21 protein-coding genes are annotated in these 23,554 nt (G+C 43.2%); 13 read left to right on the top strand and 8 right to left on the bottom strand.

Annotated features, from left to right (window positions below; all coding sequences use genetic code 11):
- Window positions 1-22 precede the first annotated feature (22 nt).
- Window positions 23-2,728: a cyanophycin synthetase gene (gene cphA / locus ACFFRD_RS08840; RefSeq protein WP_114084480.1), complete on the bottom strand. Its 2,706-nt coding sequence runs from the start codon at window positions 2,726-2,728 to the stop codon at window positions 23-25.
- A 423-nt stretch (window positions 2,729-3,151) separates the two neighbouring features.
- Window positions 3,152-4,015, bottom strand: a complete 864-nt coding sequence (locus ACFFRD_RS08845; protein WP_012412065.1) for a cyanophycinase — start codon at window positions 4,013-4,015, stop codon at window positions 3,152-3,154.
- A 538-nt stretch (window positions 4,016-4,553) separates the two neighbouring features.
- Here ACFFRD_RS08845 and trmD point away from each other — a divergent pair.
- From trmD to argH, 7 genes are all read left to right on the top strand, one after another.
- Window positions 4,554-5,276 carry a tRNA (guanosine(37)-N1)-methyltransferase TrmD gene (trmD, locus tag ACFFRD_RS08850; protein WP_392481192.1) on the top strand — a complete coding sequence of 241 codons (723 nt, stop codon included), beginning with the start codon at window positions 4,554-4,556 and terminating at the stop codon, window positions 5,274-5,276.
- A 97-nt stretch (window positions 5,277-5,373) separates the two neighbouring features.
- Window positions 5,374-5,856 (top strand): 2-C-methyl-D-erythritol 2,4-cyclodiphosphate synthase, encoded by a 483-nt coding sequence (ispF, locus tag ACFFRD_RS08855; RefSeq protein WP_392481193.1) that lies wholly within the window; start codon window positions 5,374-5,376, stop codon window positions 5,854-5,856.
- A 5-nt stretch (window positions 5,857-5,861) separates the two neighbouring features.
- On the top strand, window positions 5,862-7,661 hold the full coding sequence (locus ACFFRD_RS08860; protein WP_392481194.1) for an ABC transporter substrate-binding protein: 1,800 nt from the start codon (window positions 5,862-5,864) through the stop codon (window positions 7,659-7,661).
- A 100-nt stretch (window positions 7,662-7,761) separates the two neighbouring features.
- Window positions 7,762-9,546, top strand: coding sequence for an ABC transporter substrate-binding protein (locus ACFFRD_RS08865; protein ID WP_392481195.1), 1,785 nt, complete (start codon window positions 7,762-7,764; stop codon window positions 9,544-9,546).
- 51 nt (window positions 9,547-9,597) lie between these two features.
- Window positions 9,598-10,386, top strand: coding sequence for a nickel pincer cofactor biosynthesis protein LarB (gene larB, locus ACFFRD_RS08870; RefSeq protein ID WP_392481196.1), 789 nt, complete (start codon window positions 9,598-9,600; stop codon window positions 10,384-10,386).
- A gap of 106 nt (window positions 10,387-10,492) precedes the next feature.
- Window positions 10,493-10,702 (top strand): hypothetical protein, encoded by a 210-nt coding sequence (locus ACFFRD_RS08875; protein ID WP_392481197.1) that lies wholly within the window; start codon window positions 10,493-10,495, stop codon window positions 10,700-10,702.
- 103 nt (window positions 10,703-10,805) lie between these two features.
- A complete protein-coding gene (gene argH / locus ACFFRD_RS08880) occupies window positions 10,806-12,191 on the top strand; it encodes an argininosuccinate lyase (RefSeq protein ID WP_392481198.1) in 1,386 nt (461 codons plus the stop codon).
- Window positions 12,192-12,416: 225 nt separating this feature from the next.
- Here argH and ACFFRD_RS08885 read toward each other — a convergent pair whose 3' ends face one another.
- Both ACFFRD_RS08885 and ACFFRD_RS08890 read right to left on the bottom strand, forming a co-directional pair.
- A complete protein-coding gene (locus ACFFRD_RS08885; RefSeq protein ID WP_012412073.1) occupies window positions 12,417-12,584 on the bottom strand; it encodes a hypothetical protein in 168 nt (55 codons plus the stop codon).
- A gap of 680 nt (window positions 12,585-13,264) precedes the next feature.
- On the bottom strand, window positions 13,265-13,870 hold the full coding sequence (locus ACFFRD_RS08890) for a PEP-CTERM sorting domain-containing protein (protein ID WP_392481199.1): 606 nt from the start codon (window positions 13,868-13,870) through the stop codon (window positions 13,265-13,267).
- A 446-nt stretch (window positions 13,871-14,316) separates the two neighbouring features.
- On the opposite strand from ACFFRD_RS08890, the gene ACFFRD_RS08895 reads away from it, so the two are divergent.
- Together ACFFRD_RS08895 and ACFFRD_RS08900 are read left to right on the top strand one after the other, a co-directional pair.
- Window positions 14,317-14,811 carry an NUDIX hydrolase gene (locus ACFFRD_RS08895; protein WP_114084487.1) on the top strand — a complete coding sequence of 165 codons (495 nt, stop codon included), beginning with the start codon at window positions 14,317-14,319 and terminating at the stop codon, window positions 14,809-14,811.
- 284 nt (window positions 14,812-15,095) lie between these two features.
- Entirely contained in the window at window positions 15,096-15,908 is an 813-nt protein-coding gene (locus ACFFRD_RS08900; protein ID WP_190961105.1) for an alpha/beta fold hydrolase, read from the top strand.
- Between the two features lie 133 nt (window positions 15,909-16,041).
- Here ACFFRD_RS08900 and ACFFRD_RS08905 read toward each other — a convergent pair whose 3' ends face one another.
- On the bottom strand, window positions 16,042-16,851 hold the full coding sequence (locus tag ACFFRD_RS08905; RefSeq protein ID WP_392481200.1) for a pantothenate kinase: 810 nt from the start codon (window positions 16,849-16,851) through the stop codon (window positions 16,042-16,044).
- 109 nt (window positions 16,852-16,960) lie between these two features.
- Between ACFFRD_RS08905 and ACFFRD_RS08910 the strand changes: the two genes are divergently transcribed.
- Both ACFFRD_RS08910 and ACFFRD_RS08915 read left to right on the top strand, forming a co-directional pair.
- Window positions 16,961-18,685, top strand: coding sequence for a diflavin flavoprotein (locus ACFFRD_RS08910; RefSeq protein WP_179073483.1), 1,725 nt, complete (start codon window positions 16,961-16,963; stop codon window positions 18,683-18,685).
- Between the two features lie 153 nt (window positions 18,686-18,838).
- Window positions 18,839-20,551, top strand: coding sequence for a diflavin flavoprotein (locus ACFFRD_RS08915; RefSeq protein ID WP_392481201.1), 1,713 nt, complete (start codon window positions 18,839-18,841; stop codon window positions 20,549-20,551).
- Between the two features lie 144 nt (window positions 20,552-20,695).
- On the opposite strand, the gene ACFFRD_RS08920 is transcribed toward ACFFRD_RS08915, so the two are convergent.
- On the bottom strand, window positions 20,696-21,112 hold the full coding sequence (locus tag ACFFRD_RS08920) for a hypothetical protein (RefSeq protein WP_392481202.1): 417 nt from the start codon (window positions 21,110-21,112) through the stop codon (window positions 20,696-20,698).
- 158 nt (window positions 21,113-21,270) lie between these two features.
- Between ACFFRD_RS08920 and ACFFRD_RS08925 the strand changes: the two genes are divergently transcribed.
- Together ACFFRD_RS08925 and ACFFRD_RS08930 are read left to right on the top strand one after the other, a co-directional pair.
- Complete coding sequence (locus tag ACFFRD_RS08925; RefSeq protein WP_392481203.1) at window positions 21,271-21,498, top strand: hypothetical protein; 228 nt, start codon at window positions 21,271-21,273, stop codon at window positions 21,496-21,498.
- The gene (locus ACFFRD_RS08930) at window positions 21,498-21,911 is read left to right on the top strand and encodes a PIN domain-containing protein (RefSeq protein ID WP_392481204.1); all 414 of its coding nucleotides are present in this window, start codon (window positions 21,498-21,500) and stop codon (window positions 21,909-21,911) included. The genes ACFFRD_RS08925 and ACFFRD_RS08930 overlap by 1 nt, the downstream gene beginning before the upstream one ends.
- A 261-nt stretch (window positions 21,912-22,172) precedes the next feature.
- Here ACFFRD_RS08930 and ACFFRD_RS08935 read toward each other — a convergent pair whose 3' ends face one another.
- Together ACFFRD_RS08935 and ACFFRD_RS08940 are read right to left on the bottom strand one after the other, a co-directional pair.
- Window positions 22,173-22,502 carry an RNA-binding protein gene (locus ACFFRD_RS08935; protein ID WP_012412081.1) on the bottom strand — a complete coding sequence of 110 codons (330 nt, stop codon included), beginning with the start codon at window positions 22,500-22,502 and terminating at the stop codon, window positions 22,173-22,175.
- 260 nt (window positions 22,503-22,762) lie between these two features.
- The gene (locus ACFFRD_RS08940) at window positions 22,763-23,305 is read right to left on the bottom strand and encodes a phycobiliprotein lyase (protein WP_392481205.1); all 543 of its coding nucleotides are present in this window, start codon (window positions 23,303-23,305) and stop codon (window positions 22,763-22,765) included.
- Window positions 23,306-23,554: the final 249 nt, after the last annotated feature.

Genomic DNA, 23,554 nt, shown 5'->3' on the forward strand with positions numbered 1-23,554 from the left:
ACTTGAGACTCTTGACTGTTGACTACAGTAGTGTGTTGACTACAGAAGAAGGTGCTATTCCATTTTGAGAATCAGCGATCGCTGTGCCAGTATTTTGTTGATGTGTCTCTTCCTTGGCTAAACCACGCAGCTTAATTAACTTGATAGCCCTAGTCACGCTTTCTGGTAGAATCACCACCAGGCTGTTATCAGGAGCCATGTCTAAGCCTTTATTAATCGCTTGGGTTTCATCCAAAATTGATTCATAGCGGCTATCAGGCTTCACTTGGGTAATGCCTTGAATAATCAATTGGGCGGCTGAACCCCGTAAACGTCCCCGTGTGTCATCGTCTTCTTTGACAATGATGTAGTCAAAAATTTGTGCTGCTAATTTGCCCAAAGTAACAAAATCTTCGTCGCGGCGATCGCCCGGGCCACCAATTACGCCAATCCGTTGTCCTGTAGTCCAGTTCCGTACAAAGGAACCTACAGCTTCATAACTAGCTGCGTTGTGAGCATAGTCTACTAAAGCGTGGTAGTTGCCTAAATTAAATAAATTCATTCGTCCCGGCGTTTGACTAACTGAAGCCCGGAAAGTCTTCAAACCAGAGCGAATCTGCTCAATTGTGACGTTTTGCACGAATGCTGCCAAACTTGCAGCTAAAGCGTTGGCAATCATAAACGGCGCACGTCCGCCCATTGTTAAAGGTATATTTTCTGCTCTTTCTATCCGATGTGTCCAATCACCTTTAACAATTGACAAATAGCCACTTTCATAGACTGCGGCTACTCCACCCTTTTGGATGTGCTTTCGCACCAATTCCGAGTCGGGATTCATGGTGAAGTAAGCAATATTAGCCTTAGTCTTTTCTGACATAGCGGCGACGCGATGATCGTCGGCATTAAGTACCGCATAGCCATCAGGGAATACGGCTTCCGCTACTACACTCTTGAGGTTAGCTAATTGCTCAATAGTCTCTATATCGCCTATTCCTAAGTGGTCGGCGGCTACATTTAATACTACTCCCACATTCGCGGCTTCAAAGCCCAATCCAGAGCGGAGAATGCCACCGCGAGCGGTTTCCAGTACCGCTACTTCTACTGTGGGATCTTGGAGGATGACGTGGGCACTTTGGGGACCTGTGTTGTCGCCAGCTTCCACTAAGTAATCACCGATATATGTTCCATCGGTTGTAGTATATCCAACTACTTTTCCAGTCTGTTTATAAATATGTGCTAGTAGTCGGGTAGTAGTGGTTTTGCCATTAGTACCAGTAATACTGAGGATAGGAATTTGGCTAGATTGCTCGTTGGGAAACAGCATATCCATCACTGCGCCAGCGACGTTGCGGGGAATACCCACGCTTGGGGCAACGTGCATCCGAAACCCGGGAGCGGCGTTAACTTCAACAATTACGCCATCGACTTCCCGCAGGGGACGGCTAATATCCGTGGTGACGATATCGAGTCCGGCGATATCCAAACCGATAATCTTGACTACCCGTTGTGCCAACCACAGATTTTCTGGGTGAATTTCATCGGTACGATCTACGGCGCTACCACCTGTACTTAAGTTGGCTGTTGCCCTGAGATAACAAATAGTACCCTTGGGTGGAACGCTATTTAGGGTATAGCCTTGCCTTTCTAAGAGTTGGTAGCTGGTGCGATCTAGTTCAATTTTGGTCAGGACGTTATCATGTCCTTCACCGCGATTTGGATCGAGGTTTGTTTCCTCAATCAGTTCGGAGATGGTGGATCTGCCATTGCCAATGACGTGAGCTGGGACACGTTCGGCTACTGCGACTACTTTGCCATTTACCACCAATACTCTATGGTCACGCCCAACGTAATATCTTTCGACAATAATTGATCGAGAAACCTGTCTAGCAGCTTCGTAGCCGGCTTCTGCTTCTTCCCAAGTTCTGATGTCAATGGTGATCCCACGTCCATGATTGCCATCCAAGGGCTTGAGAACGATGGGATAGCCGCCAACGTATTCAATAGCTTGTTCTAAATCATCTAAGAAGTTGATCACTGTACCTCTGGGTACTGGCGCACCGGCTGCCGCGAGGATGCGTTTAGTGGCTTCTTTGTCGCAAGCTAGTTCTACGCCCAGAATGCTGGTGTTGTCTGTCATTGTGGCCTGCATTCGCTTCTGGTTCACGCCATAGCCTAGCTGAATCAAAAAGCGGGCTTCTAGAGACATCCAGGGAATACCTCTTTTTTCTGCTTCTTTGATGATCGCTTCAGTGGAAGGGCCCAAGGAAGCATCACGGGTGAAGTCTTTCAGGTCTTGGATATCTTGCTCTAGTTCTGCCTTGGGATAACGGCCTCGATCGATGATACTCTGGCACAGCCGCACTGCGGCTCGTCCAGCGTAGCGTCCCGCTTCTTCATTCTGGTATTCAATTACTACTTGATAAATTCCGGGTGTGGCAGTTTCGCGGGTGCGACCAAAGCCGACGTGCATACCAGCTAATTCCTGGAGTTCTAAAGCTACATGTTCTACGATGTGGCCGATCATCGTGCCTTCTTTGACTCGCATCAAAAAACCACCACGACAGCCAGGCGAACAATAATGACCCTCCAGACTCGGCAGCGCCTCAACTAGTCCTTCATAAAAGCCTGGGATTTCATTCGAGGGCGTCTCGGCAAGGGTTTCTAAATCGAGGCGCATGACGATCAGCTTGTGGCGTCGAATGCTCCAATAGTTTGGGCCGCGTAAGGTCTGGATCTTGAGGATTCTCATGGGAATAGGTAGATGGAGATTCGGAACCAAAATTCTAGTTTCTTACTGTAATTGACCGCTAAACTGTTCGTTGCAAACAGTTTTTTCTTTTTACATAGTATTCTCATCATTTTTCTACAACAAGAAATAAATGTGCGGTCAACCGATTTTGGATTTGAGATTTATGATTTTGGATTAAAAGAGACAATTGGGGTACTTAGCTCTGGTAATTTTAGATTTACGATAGCGTAGCGTCAACGAGTCATCGAGGGGTTTTTAGATTTGTTTTACCCACTTTCTGGCGGCATCTGCCGAAAAGCTCTCTTAATCTAAAATCCGTCTTGAAAAGTTTGCTAGGTCGGGAAACCTTCCTTACAACTTTTCGCAAAATCCAAAATCTAAAATTTGTGGTCAACTCAGTGTAACCTCAGATACTCTATCCCGTCAGCTGGAGATCCGGTGTACAGCAGGCAATACAGTGCGCTGGTACAGGTGGAAGCGATCGCCGTAGCTGAGGATATGGAGACGTAAATTATGCACGGTTAATGGTTCATTAGCACCAACATGGGGTTCGTTGGTGTGGGTGGCTTCAGTGGGATCGACAATAGTAACACTGCCTTTACCCATAACTTGTAACCAACCATCACGTTCAAACACTGCACAAGTATCTTCGTCAATGCCAATACCTAAGCGATCGGGGTGAGCAGCGATCGCACTAATCAACCGCCCCATCCGATTCCGGTTGTGAAAATGTTGATCAACAATGACTTCAGGAATAAATCCCAAACCCGTTGCCATATCTACTAGGGAACGATTTGGCGACTCTCCACTCCCGCCGCCAGCAATCATGTGATGCCCCATCACTGCCGCTCCTGCACTGGTGCCTGCTAACGTCAGTTGCCCTGCCCTAACCCTCTGCCGAATAATTTCCATTGCTGGCGTATCTGCCAATACGCCACAGAGACGCAGCTGATCTCCTCCTGTCAAAAATACCCCACTACAGGCTTCTAAGGATGCTTTGATTTGAGAGGCTTCACACTGTTCGCGTTCGCGGATGTCTAAAATCTCTACCTTTTGGGCACCCATTTCTTCAAAAATGCGAATGTACCGACCACCAATGATGGCGGGTTCGCGAGAGGCAGATGGAATAATTGTAATATAAGCCTTACTAGCACCGGCACGTCCAAAAAAAGTTCGTAGGATTTCGCGCCCATGAACTTTGTCTTCTGCGCCTCCGATAACCAGAACGGCGGTTTTAGTTGCTTGGGGTGTCCTCATTTCTAGCGATTTAGCTTGTAATTGCGGCATTTTGTTTCTCCTGTCAACAACTTCAGGTGAATTTAACAAGGTTCAGAAGGCTGATGATTTTTGCGCTTTGCAACTTTCGAGAGGACACTTTGTGGAAGTTTTGAAACTGGGCAGCCACTCTCTGAATTCTCGCTTAACGCTCGCGTTGCCTCAGTCTAAACGTGTTTGTTCCCATTCCTCAAAGCCAGGGCCTTGTTTTTCACCTGTCCACTTGCAGCAGGGCAAAATAGTCTTTAGGGGGCTAGATTCCCCCTCTGGGGCTAGGGACGAGCAGGTAAGACTACGCTTTTTTCTGAGGCTGGCTCGATGCATCCTGGAAGTTGTTAACTTGATATGATTATTAATTTAAATGTACTTGTGACAACATTTAAACATAAATTAAGTAATTAGAAAAACTTTTGATCCCATCTAAAATCCAAGAGGTCTGGTAGTTTTAGATACTATTGATAAAGTTTAACTGGAGTTTGACTCGACCTTGGCTTGGCGGTGTTTGCTAGACATCCAAATTTAAGATTAGTGTCCTTGAATACGAATAACTGTGCGCTTTGATATAGTTACACTTTTTCCTGACTGTTTTAACTCTGTTCTCAATTCTGGATTACTGGGCAAAGCCTTAGCCAAACAGATTGCCGAAGTGCATCTGGTTAATCCACGGGACTTTACCACTGATAAGCACCGAAAGGTGGATGATGAACCCTACGGCGGCGGCGTTGGGATGCTAATGAAGCCAGAACCGATTTTTAACGCCGTGGAGTCGCTGCCAATTCTGCCCCGAAGAGAAATAATTTTGATGAGTCCACAGGGTCAAACAATTAATCAACCTCTTTTGAAAGAATTGGTGACAAATTATGACCAGCTAGTAGTTATTTGTGGGCATTACGAAGGAGTCGATGAGCGGGTGCTGCATTTGGTAACTCGCGAAGTATCTCTAGGCGATTTTATTCTGACTGGCGGAGAAATTCCAGCAATGGCTTTGATTAATGGTGTAGTGCGACTAATACCAGGAACCGTGGCCAAAACCGAGTCTCTCACAGCAGAAAGTTTTGAGGAAGGCTTATTAGACTATCCCCAATATACTCGTCCTGCCAATTTTCGCGGTTTGAAAGTGCCTGATGTCTTACTCAGTGGGAATCATGCAGCGATCGCCAAGTGGCGTTACGAACAACAAATTCAGAAAACCCGCGATCGCCGCCCTGATCTTCTAGAGGAATGGAAGCAGGGGAGCAGGGGGGCAGGGGATGCAGGGGAGCAGGGGAGGTAGGGGAGCAGGGGAGGCAGGGGGAGAATAATAATTCCTAACTCCTAACGAATGACAAATGACCAATGACCAATGACCAATGACAAATGACAAATGACAAATGACAAAAATTCGTATTGGTAACGGCTACGATATCCATCGATTAGTGAGCGATCGCGCTTTGATTTTGGGTGGAATTCAAATTCCCCATGAACTGGGTTTATTAGGACACAGTGACGCTGATGTATTAACACACGCGATTATGGATGCCATGCTTGGGGCATTATCTTTGGGAGATATTGGTCATTATTTTCCGCCAAGCGATCCCAAATGGGCGGGAGCAGATAGTTTAGTACTATTAACTCAAGTACATCAACTGATTCGGGATCAAGGCTGGCAGGTAGGAAATATTGACTCGGTAATAGTAGCAGAACGTCCAAAATTAAAGCCGCATATTCATACTATGCGCGACAAGCTAGCGGCGATTTTAGAATTAGAACCAAATCAAATTGGTATCAAAGCTACCACTAACGAAAAATTAGGCCCCGTTGGACGTGAGGAAGGTATATCTGCTTATGCTGTTGTCTTGCTTTTGAAAGAATAAAAATTATGAAATATTCGACAATCTTTCACATAATTAAGCGTTTTTGCTTACCAATAATTCTGGCTTCAGCAACAGCAATTACAGTTACCGCCTGCAATCCATCTAACTTTAAAACCGCAGCCGCACAAGTTCCACAGTTAGTTGTTTCTACTACGAGTGACCCGAAAACCTTTAACTACGCCCTCATCCAAGAATCTCCCAATATTGCTGGTTTCACTTATGAAGCATTAGCGACCCAAAACGGAATAACTAAAGAAATTGAGCCAGCTTTGGCTGAATCTTGGGAAATTTCCCCAGACAAACTGCGGTTTGTCTTTACCTTGCGAGAAGGATTGAAGTGGTCGGATAGTAAGCCATTAACAGCCGATGATGTCGTTTTCTCTTTTAATGACATCTACATGAACAAGCACATTCCCACTTATATCCAAGATGCTCTTCGAATTGGGAGCAGTAAGACTTTTCTGAAAGTCCGCAAAGTCGATGAACGCCGAGTAGAATTTATTCTGCCAGAACCGTTTGCTCCTTTCTTGCGATCGATTGCAGCAGGGGTAGGAATACTACCAGAACACGCCCTGCGTGCAGCAGTAGAAGCGAAAAACTCTGACGGTAAGCCAGTGTTTATGTCCACTTGGGGAACCGACACAGACCCGAAAAAAATTATTGTTAATGGCCCTTACGCGATCGAGAGTTATTCAACCAATCAACGCTTAACATTTCGGCGCAATCCTTACTACTGGCGCAAAAAAGATGCACAAGGAAAACAACTGCCATATATTGAGCGTGTAATTTGGCAAATTGTGGAATCGCCTGATACAGCTTTGCTGCAATTTCGTTCTGGAGGGTTAGATTTACTAGAAATTGGCCCTGGAAATTTTCAATTGCTCAAGCGTCAAGAAAAGCAGGGTAACTTTACTATTAAAAATGCTGGGCCTGACTCTGGAACAAGTTTTATAACTTTCAATCTCAACAAAGGTAGTCGCAATGGCAAACCTGTTGTAGATCCTATTAAGTCCCGCTTTTTTAACAACGTTGCTTTTAGACAGGCTGTCGCCTACGCTATCGATCGCCAAACGATGATCAACAACACTTTGCGGGGATTGGGTGAACCACAAGACTCTCCAATTTCTGTTCCCAGTCCCTATTATTTCTCTCCCAAAGAAGGTTTAAAAACTTATGATTACAATCCAGAAAAAGCTAAACAAATTTTGTTGGGAGCAGGATTTAAATATGATGATAAAGGTCAACTGTTAGACGCGGATGGTAATCGAGTCCGCTTCACAATGATGGGTGTTGCTGGTAATAGACCAACAATTACACCGAAAATCCAACAGGATCTCGGCAAGATAGGCATTAAAGTTGATTTACAATTTCTTGACTTCAGTATTATTGGAGAAAAAATTTCTAATACCCTAGATTGGGAATGTTGGTATGGAGCCATCACTGGTGGTATTGAGCCACAAGATGGTTTCAATGTCTGGTCTGTAGAAGGTAACTTTCATGTATTTAATCAAAAAGCTCAAGCCGGACAATCCCCAACAGTAGGTTGGAAAGCTACCGATTGGGAGCAGAAAATTGAAGACCTCTACATCCAAGGGGCAAGAGAATTCGATGAAACAAAACGCAAAGCTATCTATGCAGAAACCCAACAACTCTCACAAGAGTATCTGCCTTTTATTCACCTATTCAATTCCCTCGCTTTAGTAGCCGTGCGTAATACTATTGAGAACGTAAAATACTCAGCGATAGGAAGTTACAATTGGAATATTTATGAACTTAAAGTAGTAGAAACTAAAAAAACTAGCTAATTTTTATGTTTTATTAAGACTAAACTTCATCATATCAAATTCGCTTAAAGACTAATAAGACCTGTATGTTCAATTGATGAACTATTTGTGCATTAAAAGTATGAAGCTTTTTAGAAAAATATTTCTGCTGATTAAACGTTTTTGGTTGCCAATAATTCTGACTTCAGCAACAGCACTTACACTTATCGCCTGCAACCCCACTAAGTTCAAAAGTGTAGCTGCTCAAGTGCCGCAATTGGTAAGTGCCATTCTCAGCGACCCTAAAACTTTTAATTATCCTCTTAGTCAGGAGTCTCCGAATGTTTTTCCTTTGATTTATGAAGGATTAACTACAGAAAACCCTATAAGTGGCAAAATCGAGCCTTCTTTAGCGGAATCATGGGAAATTTCTGATGACAAATTGCGGTTTGTTTTTACCCTACGTCAGGGATTGAAATGGTCTGATGGGCAGCCTTTAACAGCAGATGATGTAGTATTTACCTTCAACGAAATTTATCTTAACGAAGCGATTCCCGCAGATGCTAGAGATGTGCTAAGGATTGGTGAAAGTCGGGCATTGCCAAAGGTACGAAAAATTGATGCTCAACGAATTGAATTTACGACTCCAGAACCATTTGCACCGTTTTTAGGAACTCTCGGACTGCCAATTTTACCTGCCCATACTCTAGAACCATTTGTCAAGACAAAAGACCAAGAAGGTAAGCCAATATTTTTGTCAAAATGGGGCGTTGATACTCCTCCAGATCAAATTATTGTTAATGGCCCTTACAAGCTAGAGCGCTACGATACAAGTCAGCGTGTAGTATTTAGGCGCAACCCCTACTATTGGCGCAAAGGGCCCAAAGGAGAGTCCCAACCTTATATTGAACGGATTATCTGGGAAATTGTGGAATCAACAGATACTTCATTGCTGCAATTTCGTTCTGGCGGGTTAGATACTGTAGGAGTCTCACCAGATTATTTTTCTTTGCTAAAGGTGCAAGAAGAACAGGGAAATTTCAAAATTTTCAATGGTGGCCCAGCAACAGGTACGACGTTTGTTTTCTTTAATTTAAATAAAGGTAAAAGAGATGGAAAACCCCTGGTTGATCCAATAAAATCGCGTTGGTTTAATACTGTAGAATTTCGACAGGCAGTAGCCTATGCGATTGACCGACAAACAATGATTAACAATACTTTTCGTGGTTTGGGTAAACCACAAAATTCACCTATTTCCGTGCAAAGCCCTTATTATCTGTCGCCTGAACAAGGACTAAAAGTTTATAATTACAATACAGAAAAGGCGAAAGAACTGTTATTAAAAGCAGGATTTAAATATAACGACAACAACCAATTAATAGATGCTCAAGGAAACCGTGTCCGCTTCTCATTGCTCACCAATGCTGGTAACAAAATCCGCGAAGCAATTGGGTCGCAGATTAAACAAGACCTGAGTAAAATTGGTATTCAAGTTGATTTCACACCTCTGGCATGGAATACTTACACAGATAAGCTGTCAAACTCATTAGATTGGGAAGTTTCTATGCTGGGTTTGACTGGTGGTTTAGAACCAAATGATGGGGCTAATGTCTGGTCGCCCGAAGGTGGATTGCACATGTTTAATCAGAAACCCCAAGCAGGACAAAAACCGATTCAAGGTTGGGAAGTGGCTCCTTGGGAAGCAGAAATTGCTAAGTTATACATTCAAGGGGCAAGGGAATTAGACACAACCAAGCGAAAAGAAATTTATGCAGAAACCCAGCGAATTACTCAAGAGAATTTACCGTTTATTTACTTAGTTAACGCTTTGTCAATGTCAGCAGTGCGTAATCGCTTTGAAGGTATTCAATACTCTGCACTGGGTGGTGCATTCTGGAACATTCATGAAATAAAAGTAACGGATTAGTCATTAGTTATAAGTCAGTAGTTAGTGGCAAGAATAAAGGAAAAAGGACTAATGACAGATGAAAAAACCTTGCGATCGCTCCTCCAAGCGGTTGCCAATGGTAAAGTTACGCCAGATACGGCATTAGACTCACTCAAAAACTTAACTTATGAATCTGTGGGTGAGTTTGCCAAAATTGACCATCACCGCCAGCTAAGAACTGGTTTCCCAGAGGTGATTTGGGGGCCTGGTAAGACTCCCGACCAAATTGCTCAAATTATGGAGGTGATGCGCCTCCGCAACCCGGTAGTGATGGCGACTCGCATTGAACCAACAGTTTATACCGTACTGCAATCAAAAGTTAGCGGTTTGCGATATTACGATTCGGCGCGAATTTGTGCGATCGCTCCTCCTACCATCGAACCACAATTTGCAGGTGAAATTGGTATTCTTTCTGCTGGTACTGCCGATTTAGCCGTGGCTGAAGAAGCAGCTGTCACTGCTGAACTTTCTGGTTTCCGGGTACAGCGCCTCTGGGATGTTGGCGTTGCCGGAATTCACCGTTTATTAAGTAACCGCCACCTGATTGAGTCAGCATCAGTGTTGATTGTCGTGGCAGGGATGGAAGGCGCTTTACCCAGCGTTGTCGCTGGTTTAGCGAGTTGTCCTGTGATTGCCGTACCCACCAGCATCGGTTATGGCGCAAGTTTTGGCGGTTTAGCACCTTTATTGACAATGCTTAACTCTTGTGCTGCGGGAGTAGGCGTAGTAAATATCGATAATGGTTTTGGTGCAGCAGTGTTGGCGGGGCAAATTTTGCGAACTGCCGAGAAATTGCGGTTGGCATCGGCTGGATCTTGAGTTAAGACTTTAAAGTTACACGCAATATTTCAGTACATTATCAGTAATTTAGCTGAAAAATAAACTGATCTGAAATTTGCCACCCCCAACCTCTTAATCACCAAATATGAGCTATTACAGCGATTTGATATCTCGATTATATTGGCATTTGCCTGCAAATTTGACAGCACTACTAGCACAAACAATTACCGATCCAGACTTGATGGGTCAGGTTGAAAAATCTTGGCGTCACTTTATACAAACAGGTCAAGTGTGGGCATTGTTGATTGGTTTAGTCATTGGCTATATGATTCGGAATCTAACTAGCTACGGTTAAATTTAAAAGTTAGCAGTTGAAAGTGAGGAGTGAGAAGTTAGGAGTCAGAAACTCATAACTCCTCACTCTTAACTCTTAACTCTCCCCCACTCTCTTGATATTTATGACCAAAGAACAAACTTGGAGCCAGAGGTTTGAATCAGCATTGCATCCAGCGATCGCTCGTTTTAATGCCAGTATAGGTTTTGATATTGAATTAATCGAATATGATCTGACTGGTTCTCAAGCTCATGCCAAAATGCTAGCTCACACGGGAATTATCTCCTCAGAAGAGGGTGAGCAACTGGTTGCAGGTTTAGAAGAAATTCGCCAAGAGTATCGCCAAGGTAGATTTCAGCCTGGTGTTGATGCAGAAGATGTACATTTTGCAGTTGAAAAGCGACTGACAGAAATTGTCGGCGATGTGGGTAAAAAACTGCATACAGCGCGATCGCGTAATGACCAAGTTGGTACTGATACTAGACTCTACCTCCGCGACCAAATCCAGCAAATCAAAAGCGAATTGCGAGAATTCCAAGGTATTTTACTGGATATAGCTGAAAAGCACGTTGAAACTTTGATCCCAGGCTATACCCATCTGCAACGCGCTCAACCAGTGAGTTTAGCTCATCACCTCTTGGCATACTTTCAAATGGCACAACGCGACTGGGAACGCTTAGGAGATGTTTCTCGCCGCGTCAATATCTCACCTTTGGGTTGTGGTGCTTTAGCGGGAACTACTTTCCCTATTGATCGCCACTACACAGCCAAACTATTAGATTTTGACAATATTTATGCTAACAGCCTCGATGGAGTGAGCGATCGCGATTTTGCGATCGAATTCTTGTGTGCTGCTAGCTTGATTATGGTTCACCTCAGCCGCCTTGCAGAAGAAGTCATTCTTTGGTCATCTGAAGAATTTCGTTTTGTCACCCTCAAAGATAGCTGTGCTACAGGTTCCAGTATCATGCCCCAAAAGAAAAACCCCGATGTTCCAGAACTCGTGCGGGGGAAAACAGGGCGTGTATTTGGTCATCTCCAGGCAATGCTAGTGATTATGAAAGGGCTACCTCTGGCATATAACAAAGACCTGCAAGAAGATAAAGAAGGTCTATTTGATAGCGTTAACACAGTCAAAGCATCTCTAGAAGCAATGACGATTTTGCTCAGAGAAGGCTTAGAATTTCGTACCCAGCGTTTAGCAGAAGCCGTAACCGAAGATTTTTCTAACGCTACCGATGTAGCAGATTACCTGGCAGCACGGGGCGTTCCTTTCCGTGAAGCTTACAACCTCGTGGGTAAGGTGGTCAAAACTAGTATTGCCGCAGGTAAACTCCTGAAAGATTTGGAATTGGAAGAGTGGCAACAACTACATCCGGCATTCGCAGCAGATATTTATGAGGCGATATCCCCCCGTCAAGTTGTAGCAGCCCGCAACAGTCACGGTGGTACTGGCTTTGTACAGGTTAGCAAAGCACTCATAGCGGCTCGCGCTCAAATGGATCAATAAGGGAATAGGGAATGGGGAATTGGGAAGAGGACTTGGGGACAAGGAGAATTGGGGACAAGGAGAAAGACTTGTTTCAAGTTCTCACCTCTTGTTCCCTTGTCCCCTTGTCTTCCTACCTCCCCTGCTTCCCATGCCCCATGCCCCATACCCAAAAATAAATAAGGGCGTACAAATGTGCGCCCTAAACAATAAATAATCTATATAAAAAGGATTTAAGCAGACAGCTTAGTCAGTGTCAGCTGCTGTTGCTGCGCCTTCTTCTTCTTCACTCTTGGGTGGTCTTTGTTGGAACCTTCTCTGCATTCTTCCTGTCGTAGTTCGTTTACGAAACTTTCTGGCATACGCCTGGTTCCGTAGCGCCTTTTCTTTTTTCGGGTTACGGCGCTTGGCCATGTTCACCTCATTAAATAAACAACAAAAGAGTAGCAACTAGGCATCACGTAGGCAATATTAGCTACCAATGTTATTGATATACTTGTAGCCTAGTGCAGCAATCAATACGCTTTAAACAGTGTACTAGTCTACCGCGTTTTACCTTGTTTTGTCAATAACAATTTATAATTATCCCCACTAGCTAGACAAAAAATATATTTTATTAGATGCAAATACATCAAAAATACGTAAATTAGCTAACTAGTTGTTCTTGCAACAAACCAATGAAGAAGCTATCTCAATACTGCTCGGAGTCAGACATTTTACACAAAGAATTTGGCTGAGGTAAAAGATAACTGGGCTTGGGTTAAAGGTTTTTTCTTTCCCCTTTTCCCATTAACGAAGCAGTATTGGAAGCTCAATACAGTTCGGTTAAGGTTTTTTGATGAAAATTCTAGATCGCAAAGACGCGATAAATCGCCGTCTCTACAAAGGACTGATTATTGTAGAGACGGTGATTCATCGCGTCTCTTGTCTTAACCGAACCGTATTGATTGGAAGCTATCCTACTAATAAAATTCAGTATTCGCTAAACTTCAACGAAATACATTGCTTTAAAATTCATTCAAAGCAAATGCAATAGGTACAAGCCAAATTGACTGTTTTCCCTATTCGTGCAACAAAGCCTTTTATTGATGGTTTTAGGAAACTTTTTCAAGCTTCTTATCAGTTAATTTAGATGGCTTATTACGTTTGAGTGCTGAAGGGACACCAATAGTAGCGAGGGCAAATAAGCTAAGGATAGAGGTGGGTTCAGGAACAGTGATTATGCTTGCAGAAAAACTGATGGGTAGCTCACTATCTTCCGTTCCCAAATTTTCAAAACCTGGTGTCAGTGGTGGAACAGAAAAAACTTCTAAATAACTTGGCGTTGGCAAAAAACTAGCGAAAAATGGACTAGAATAGTTTCCCCCCGATGTAGAATAACCAAAACCATCACCTGTTAACTGCTGAGTATTAAGACTAATTAAATTGTCAACATTAAAAGGTTCGTTTCCTGGTATCGGAGTGCCTACAGGTTGCAGACCAGTAATCGTTTCACCATTTCGTGTACCTGTAATTCCTAAAATCTGATAAAAACCCAAATCGTCAGGGGTGTTATCAGTGGTAAAAGTACCAATTGCCTCTATATCAGTACCAGAATAATTCCAATTCCAAGTTAAAGCAGAGGCGGTTTGCATTGTACCGAAAACCAATCCAGATGTGGTGGTGAGGGCTATGGCAGATAGTAGAGCTAGATTTTTCATTGGGTTGTTTGTGCGATCGCTTTTAGCACACCAAAGGCGATCGCGGTTTTTGTAAAGGATTTTCGTATATTAAGCTGAATTAGCAAGAATTTGGTGGCAATCTCCAATACCGCTTAATTGCCTCTTCAGAATTCAGAATTTAGACATACTTATTCAGATTAATTTTTTGAAAGTGCCTTGAAAAAATATTAATGATAGCTGGTTTGAGCAAAGCTAATGTTATTTATAAACTAAAAAGTTTTCTAACTTAACAAATGATATGTATATGTAAATACAGTGCTTCTATTGAAAGTTAATGTTAAGATTAATGATATTCTACGTAAATCGTGAGAATAAAATCTCAAACCACAAACATTTTTGTATAAAACAAAACTCGACAAAATTTTATGAGTTGAGTTTATGTAAGTGGTAGAGAAATATAGAATACAACATATCAATTTTGAAGATTGAACGTTATTGCTTTTTTTCCGGCAGCTGTCCAGTCCACACGTAGCTTATGGCGTATTGGACAAACAGTATTGGGTATTATATTTCGTCATCCCATTACTGGTACTAGTATCATCCCAATTTTACCTGATGGTCGGATAGTACTGATCCGACGGCGTGATGATGGTCTTTGGGCATTGCCTGGAGGCATGGTGGATTGGGGAGAAGATATTCCCAACACAGTCCGCCGGGAATTGATCGAAGAAACGGGGCTAGAATTGGTGAAAATCAACCGTTTGGTAGGAGTTTACTCTGCACCAGACCGCGATCCCAGAATCCATTCAATTTGTATTGCGGTTGAAGCCGAGGTGCATGGGACAATGGAGATTCAAGATACTTTGGAAGTCATGGAAATCCAAGCTTTTTCTCCGAATTTGCTACCTTCAGGACAGATGTCTCACGACCATACTAGGCAGTTGCAAGACTACTTAAATGGCTTGACAACACTGGCATAACAATATTTTGTTATTAGTCATTGGTCATTTGTCCTTTGTCCTTTGTCCTTTGTCATTTTTCATTTGCCGCCAAAATTCTGATTTAAGGAAGCCTCTATTATCTACGAGAGGCTGCGCCCTAAGCGTAGCTATGCCGCAGGCTTTACGAGACGCTAGGCTAACGGTTCAGACTTCTCTGTTTATAATTTGCCCAAAACTAATGACAAATGACAAATGACTAGTGACTAATGACTAATGACAAATGACTATTTATTATGGTGCTAAAAGTTAACTACTAAATTAAAATGAATACACTATTCCGTAACTCCCGGATAAAGCTCTCTCAAGGGCTTGTATTCTGGCGTGAAGTCGGTGAAAAAACTCCTATAATTTTTTTACATGGTGCTTGGAATGAAAGCAGTCAATGGTTATCTGTGATGGAGTCCCTTGCACAAGATTTCCATTGCTTTGCACCTGATTTATTAGGGTTTGGTGAGTCAGAGAATCCTAATATCCACCATTCAATAGATTTGCAAGTAGAGTGTTTAGCTGAATTTCTGCAAGCTGTCAAGCTAGAAAAAGTATATTTAGTAGGACATTCTCTTGGGGGTTGGATTGCTGCTAGTTATGCTTTAAAGTATCCTGAGAAAATTGATGGTTTGGTACTGCTTGCACCAGAGGGCGTAGAGATAGCAGGACAGGAAGAGTATTGCCGGAAGATGCGGCGATTATTGAATTATCCACCACTAGTAGTTAAATTGTTGCGATCGCTAACTCCCTTAACTAAAATTTTGGGTTGGCACGAGAAAATTGCCCAAGACTTGCAGCTGCGTCAGTCGCTATTGCCTTATCCCAGAGGTTGCCAGTTACTTTTCAAACGACGGCAGATAGAAATTGAAGCGGAATTAGTGCAAAAGCGGCTTTATATGATAGATGTGCCAGTTTTTATTTTACAAGGTGGCCAAGATACACCAGATGCTTTAGCCAAAAGTCGGGTTTATGCTCAACTGATGCCCAAAGTTGAGTTGAAAATGATTTCCCATGCCGGAAATGATTTACCGGAATCTTGTGCTGGGGTTGTAGCACTTGAGATTCGGGAGTTTATTAAAGGAAATTAGTAATTACAGATATCCATAAAAGAAGGTTTATTTATATTCATTAAATAAACGCCAGGGTCAATATAATGTCTAGGTCTTAAAACCGAAATTTTCATTTTTTAGCGCTGCGAAATACTTAATTTGGTCAGTTTCCTTAATCACCCATTACTATTTCCTGTATTCCCCAAAAAATTAAATTTGGTTCTACAATCAAACGTGCTGTAATTTCAGGATACAAGGCTTGCAGATAGTTGAGTAGTAAAGTGCAATCGCCCCCTTTAATTGCAATTTTGCCATCAGGAAATAATTGCAACCATGCCCCAATAAATTCTTTAATTCCAGCTAATATTGTATAAACTACTCCACTCTGAATAGCCTCTATAGTATTGATGGCAAAACGTGGTGGTAGAGATGGAAAATTTTGCATTTCCACTAATGGTAATTGTCCTGTTTTTTGACCGAGAGTTGCAAATTGTAAGCCCAACCCCGGCAAAATTGCACCTCCAACTAGACACTCATTAGCATCCGCAGCCGTAAAAGTTAGCGCTGTCCCAGCATCAATCACCAACATTGGAAAACCCCAAATTTTTCCCGCTCCCCACAAAGCTAAAGCGCGGTCAATTCCTAGTGTGGAATAAACACCTTTTAGCGGTACTTGGTCTAATGTAATAACATGAGTATTTGGGTAAGTTTGCCAAATAGCAGTTTGACTGGGAACTACGGAGGCGACGAAAACAGGGCAGAGGGGCAGAGTGTTTGTTAGAGATTTAAATTCGGGAAAAATTTTCTCTAGTAAATCATTCAGGGTTTGACATTCAGTCAACTGTTGTATAACAGACTCAGGAAGATAGTCAGTATCCGACGCTGAGTAAAGCGTCTCGCCAATAAACAACGCCCAATGTAGCCGAGAGTTCCCAATTTCCAACGCTAGCCAATTTTCCTCTCTGTACTTCTGCGGTTTCACACTTTTAACTTTTTTAAGTCAGCCATAGATTTTTTAATAAAAATTAACATTCATCACGTGTAACAATAAAAGAAGAGGAACAAATACTCATTGTGTCAAGGAGGGAGTTATGGTAGCGCTCACCGAAAAAACTGAAAAACGGCTCACCATACAGACTGTGGAAATCGCTCAAGAGACGACGGCAATTCGCTCTTTAGACTGGGATCGCGATCGCTTCGATATTGAGTTTGGTTTGCAAAACGGTACTACTTATAACTCGTTTCTCATCCGTGGGGAGCAGACTGCTTTAGTTGATACCTCCCACGAAAAGTTTCGTCAACTATATTTTGATACGCTCACCGGACTAATCAACCCAACAGATATTGATTATTTGATTATCAGCCATACTGAGCCAGACCATAGCGGTTTGGTTAAAGACTTGTTGCTTATGGCTCCAGAAATTACCGTTGTCGGTTCTAAGGTGGCGATTCAGTTTCTTGAGGATTTCGTACATCAGCCATTTAAGCGGCGGATTGTGAAAAATGGCGATCGCTTAGATTTGGGCAATGGTCATGAATTTGAATTCGTGATTGCTCCAAATTTACATTGGCCAGATACCATTTTCAGCTTCGACCACAAAACCAAAACTCTCTACACCTGCGACGCTTTTGGGCTGCACTATTGCTCAGATAGCACCTTTGATGAAGACTTGGCAGCGATCGAAGAAGACTTTCATTACTACTACGATTGCTTGATGGGGCCAAATGCCCGGTCGGTTTTGTCTGCCCTGAAGCGGATGGGGGAACTTAAAACCATCGATATGATTGCCACAGGACACGGCCCATTATTATCTCACAATGTTGAGGAACTAGTTGGACGTTACCGCACTTGGAGTCAAACCCAAGCCAAGCCAGAAACGGTAATTGGAATATTTTATGTTTCCGAATACGGATATAGCGATCGCCTCGCGCAAGCAATTGCCAACGGGATCGGTAAAACTGGTGTCGCCGTGGAAATTGTCGATTTGGGATCTGAAGTCGATTTACAAGAACTGCGGGAACTAGTCAGCCGTTGTGCAGGGCTAATTGTTGGTCTACCTCCGGCTTCTGGTGCTGCGAGTATCCAATCTGCACTCAGCACAGTTTTAGGATCTGCCAAAGAAAAACAAGCTATCGGTGTGTTTGAAACTGGCGGTGGCGATGATGAGCCGATAGATCCTTTAGTGAGTAAATTCCGTAATTTGGGTTTGACAACAGTTTTTCCAGCAATTCGGATTAAACAAGCGCCCACAGAAAATACTTACAAGCTTTGTGAAGAGGCAGGTACAGACTTAGCTCAATGGGTAACACGCGATCGCAGCATCAAAGCGATGAAATCTCTTGGTGCTGACTTAGATAAAGCACTGGGTAGACTCAGTGGCGGACTGTATATTATTACTGCCAAAAAAGGTGATGTATCCAGTGCCATGCTAGCCTCGTGGGTTGCCCAAGCCAGCTTCAAACCCTTGGGATTTTCCATTGCAGTTGCCAAAGATCGGGCGATTGAATCACTCATGCAAGTAGGCGATCGCTTTGTTCTCAACATTTTAGAAGAAGGCAATTTCCAACCACTCATGAAGCACTTTTTGAAACGGTTCGCCCCTGGAGCCGATCGCTTTGAAGGAGTAAGAACCCAGCCAGCCGAAAATGGTGCCCCCATCCTCAACGATGCCCTCGCCTACATGGAGTGCGAAGTCGTCAGTAGAATGGATTGCGGCGACCATTGGGCAGTATACAGCACCGTCTACGCCGGACGAGTTTCTAAACCCGATGCTTTAACTGCTGTGCATCACCGCAAAGTCGGAAATCACTATTAAAGAAGGTACTGGGGACTAGGGATTGGGAATTAGGTATCAGGAATTAGATATTGGAGATTGAATATTAAGTATTGAGAATAACTTTCCCAGTCCCCAATCCCCAATCCTCAGTCCCCATCCCCAATCCCCAATCCCCTATTCCCCAATAAAGCCATGTCAAAAAATAAACCTCGTGATGTTCAAGTTTATCCCATAGCTACAGATACAAGAATACTGCGATCGCGCAGTTGGTCAAGGCTCAGATTTGAAATTGAATATGCCCTTGCCAAGGGTACAACTGCTAATTCTTATTTAATTGAAAGCGATAAAAATGCCATCATTGACCCTCCAGGGGAAACGTTTACAGAAATTTATTTAGAAGCCTTACAGCAGCGTTTCCATCTCGAAGATTTAGATTATGTAATTTTGGGACACGTCAACCCTAACCGGGCTGCAACTTTAAAAGCTTTGTTAGCAATTGCTCCACAAATCACTTTTGTTTGTTCTAATCCAGGGGCGATAAATTTACGTGCGGCGCTGGAAAATCCAGATTTGCAAATTCTGGTTATGCGGGGTGAAGAAACCCTAGATTTGGGTAACGGGCATAATTTACAATTTATTCCCACCCCGAATCCCCGCTATGCAGATCAACTTTGCACCTACGATCCGCAAACAGAAATTCTCTATACAGATAAGTTATTCGGGGCGCACGTTTGTGGAGATCAGGTATTTGATGAAGGCTGGGAAGTCTATAACGAAGATCGGCGCTATTATTTTGATTGCCTCATGGCTCCCCATGCCCGTCAAGTAGAAACAGCGCTGGATAAACTTGCTGATTTCCCCGTGAGAATGTATGCCACTGGACACGGGCCTTTGGTACGTTATGGCTTAATCGAACTGACCAAATCTTATCGAGAATGGAGTCAACAGCAAACTTCTGCTGACTTGACAGTGGCGTTAATCTATGCATCAGCTTATGGAAATACGGCAACATTGGCTCAAGCGATCGCTCGTGGCATCACCAAAGCTGGTGTCGCTGTAGAATCAATTAACTGTGAATTTACTGAACCAGAAGAAATTCGGGCGGCTGTAGAAAAAGCCGGTGGTTTCATCATGGGTTCTCCAACTCTCGGCGGTCATGCACCGACACCTGTGCAAACCGCTTTAGGAATTGTGCTATCCACCGCGACTAATAATAAACTCGCTGGTGTTTTTGGTTCCTTTGGCTGGAGTGGGGAAGCAGTTGATTTAATCGAAGGTAAGTTAAAAGATGCTGGTTATCGGTTTGGTTTTGACACCATCCGCGTGAAATTTAAACCCGACGATGCCACCTTACAATTGTGTGAAGAAGCCGGAACCGACTTTGCCCAAGCACTGAAGAAAGCTAGAAAAGTGCGATCGCCAAGTCAACCTGCTACTACTGTAGAACAAGCAGTTGGTCGTATTGTTGGTTCTCTGTGCGTTCTAACTGCCAAAGAAGGCGATCGCTCTAGTGCCATGTTAGCCTCCTGGGTAGCTCAAGCTAGCTTTAATCCGCCTGGTTTAACCATAGCTGTCGCTAAAGAACGGGCAGTAGAAACACTGACCCATACAGGAAACAAATTTGTCCTCAATATTCTTAAAGAAGGGAATCATTTGGGGTTGATGAAGCACTTTCTCAAACCCTTTGGCCCAGGACAAGACCGATTTGCCGATGTCGCCGCCCAAGAAGCTGAAAACGGTTCTCCCATACTTGCAGATGCCTTGGCATATCTGGAATGTTCTGTACAAAACCGGATGGAATCTGGCGACCATTGGCTAGTTTATGCCACTGTCGAGAATGGCAAATTGTTAGATAATGATGGCATCACAGCCGTTCATCATCGCAAGTCGGCAACTCATTATTAATTGGGAATGGGGCATGGGGCATTGGGGACTGGCTATTAGGAAATTCTTACCTAGTACAGCTCGGCGGAAATAAACCCGTCCATTCCAAATGAACGAAACGTTTATGTTGTATTAATTTTGACTTTTGACTTCCGCCTTGCGGTACTAGTCTTTAGGATTTTCCACAATCCCCCCACCTGATTCTAATAATTTAACAGCTTCAGCCTTCGATATAACAGCCGTAGCAATGAGATCAGATCCTCCGCCCAAACGTTCAAGGACTCTGATAACTTCACCATTCTCATCTTGTATAGTAACAATGTAGCTTTTCGTCATGGTAACAATTTTAGCTCTAGCTATAACTTCGACTCCCTTGCTTCTTGTCTGAACTATCAGGACTTGTCCTTCCTCCAAAACCTGTCTGTCAATAACCTCATCAGAAGCTTCTGGCTTATTAAGTGCAGAATTTACTGGGTGAAAATCAGAAGATTGAGCTGTAGGAATCTCTACAAGTAGCGCTCCAATAAGAGCAACCATACTTGCCAACGGAAGTACGTAGATATTAGAGAGTTTAATTTGCATTGTCTTCTTAGAACCTTAATTCTACAAGTATAGTAAGGGTAAACGCCTCATGCTAATAGCACTAACATTGATATAGTTACAAGACAACTTAACAACCCTGTCGCATCGAACGGTCGCAAGCGGTCTTATCCTGATAACTCAACGTAGAAATTATTACTATGAATTTACGTGAACTTGAAGATCAAGCACTGAGATTATCTGCCGAGGATCGTTTGCAGTTAATCAATACATTAATGCGATCGCTCCAACCAAAACTTCAGCCAACTTCAAAGCCGAAGGGTTTAGCTGCAAGTTTAATCGGTATTGCCAAGACTGACACCCTGCCACCTACAGATGAAGAAGTAAAAGCCATGCTAGATGAGCGGTTGGTGCAAAAGTATCTGTAATGCGAGTTTTATTTGATACGAACGTTCTGTTGGATGCTTTGCTAGCGCGTGAACCTTTTGTGGCGGATGCTGCTTTTTTGCTGGAGACGGTTGAATCGGGACAAGTTGAAGGGTTTATGTCGGCCACAACGGTTACGGATGTGCATTATTTAGTTGGACGACAGACCAAGAGTGCTGAAGTTGCGATTGCCGCAGTAACTCAATTGTTGGCATTGATGGAAATTTGTGCGGTAGATCGCGGGGTACTGGAACAGGCAATCGCATTGGGGTTGACTGATTTTGAAGATGCGGTGCAGGTAGCATCTGCGATGAAGTTGGGGTTGGAGGCGATCGTTACTCGTGATGCAAATGGATTCACAGGTTCGCCGATTCCATTACTCTCACCTAAAGATATGAGAAATCGGTTGATGTAGCAGAAGGACTGAAAGGTTCTTAATTGAGTCAATGCTACAAGCCGCAAACGGTGAGACAGTCTGATAACCTGGTTTTATTGGGCGATCGCAAGCCGTATTATCAAAGGTATAATTAACTCCAGCAATCGGTTGGGTTGAAACAAGTGAAACCCAATCCTACGCAAGTTAAGGTTTTTATGACTAACTGAACCGGAATAAAAAAGGCTCAAGCATTTCTGCCTGAGCCTTTTCTAGATTAAACTAAACGGTTTTCGCCTGAGTTTAGTAGCGACCACCGCCACCGCCACGGTTGTAGCCACCGCCACCACCGCCACGATTACCACCGAAAGAACCACCGCCACCTCTGTCTTCTCTGGGCTTGGCCTTATTCACTTTAAGGTCACGACCCATCCATTCAGCACCATCAAGGGATTCAATGGCTTTGGTTTCTTCGTCTTCTGAACTCATTTCCACGAAAGCAAAACCGCGTAAACGGCCTGTTTCACGGTCAGTAGGTAGCTGAACGCGCTTTACAGAACCATATTCTGCAAAAACAGTACTCAGCGCATCTTGTGTAACTTCATAGGAGAGGTTACCAACGTAAATTGACATCAAATGTCTCCAAAATCATAAGTTTGTAGAGATTTAGATTTCGGAGAGAAGTCTGTAATACCAAAAGGGAAAAGCCTGTCAATACTAAAATCAAACACTGTCGCCGAATTAATTCTCATTTCACCTCCTATTTTTACATGGCGACTAACTTTCTGGGGGAAAGTTTGAAAAACTGTTATAAAAAGTTATATTGCAAGTTGATAGCTAGGTGCTAGGTAGTTCCAAAAGGGGTGAGACTATAGCCAGCCGCACCCGATAAACTAACTCTCTATTCTATTTTCTAAATATTGACCAATCATCAACTGTTCACCAGCACGGGAGATAATAGTCTGTCTGGTGCGGTATTTACTGCCAATTAGCTTTAACTCTTCTTCAAACACTGAACCGTTGTATTCAGTTCGCAAACACAGTGTTTTCGGGTTTGGGAAATAATACTGGGCGGTGACTGGTTTGGATATGGCAAAACCGCGATCGCGATACAAGGTATTTCCCATCACTCCAAATATTGTTGAACCTTGCGATTCTTTCTTTGCCGTCAGCACATCCGTACTTTCCCAAACAACTGCTGCACCACAGATTAAACTCTTTGTATCAGGCAAATCGTGCATCTGAGCTAGGTTTTGTAATTCATCACAGCCCTGCTCTAAAAAATTGATCGTAACTATACTCTCGATCTCCTTAGTTTCTCCCTTCGGTAGGGTGTAGTAGCGTCGTTGCGATCGCCATTTACCTGTTGATTCCTGGAAAAATTCGGAAATCTGGGATTCATCAGTGGTTTGTGCAGTTTTAAACAGAGATGTCACGCCTTACATTCCTCACCTAATACAAATATATTTCTGGTAAAAAAGTTCATTCTTACCTGTTGTTGCTATAGCAATACGGTTCGGATAAGCATTTTTCACTTTCCTTGTGGTCTGGGGAAAGGGTAAGGGGTAAAGGATGTATTCAAAACCTTTCCCCTTTAACCGAACCGTATTGGTTGCTATGGTACTTGTCGCCCTATTTCTTGCCATATTACGCAAGGGGGGTAAGAAGAAATTGTGTTTTCTATT

The organism is Nostoc sp. C110 (assembly GCF_043099725.1).
Lineage (GTDB): Bacteria > Cyanobacteriota > Cyanobacteriia > Cyanobacteriales > Nostocaceae > Nostoc > Nostoc muscorum_A.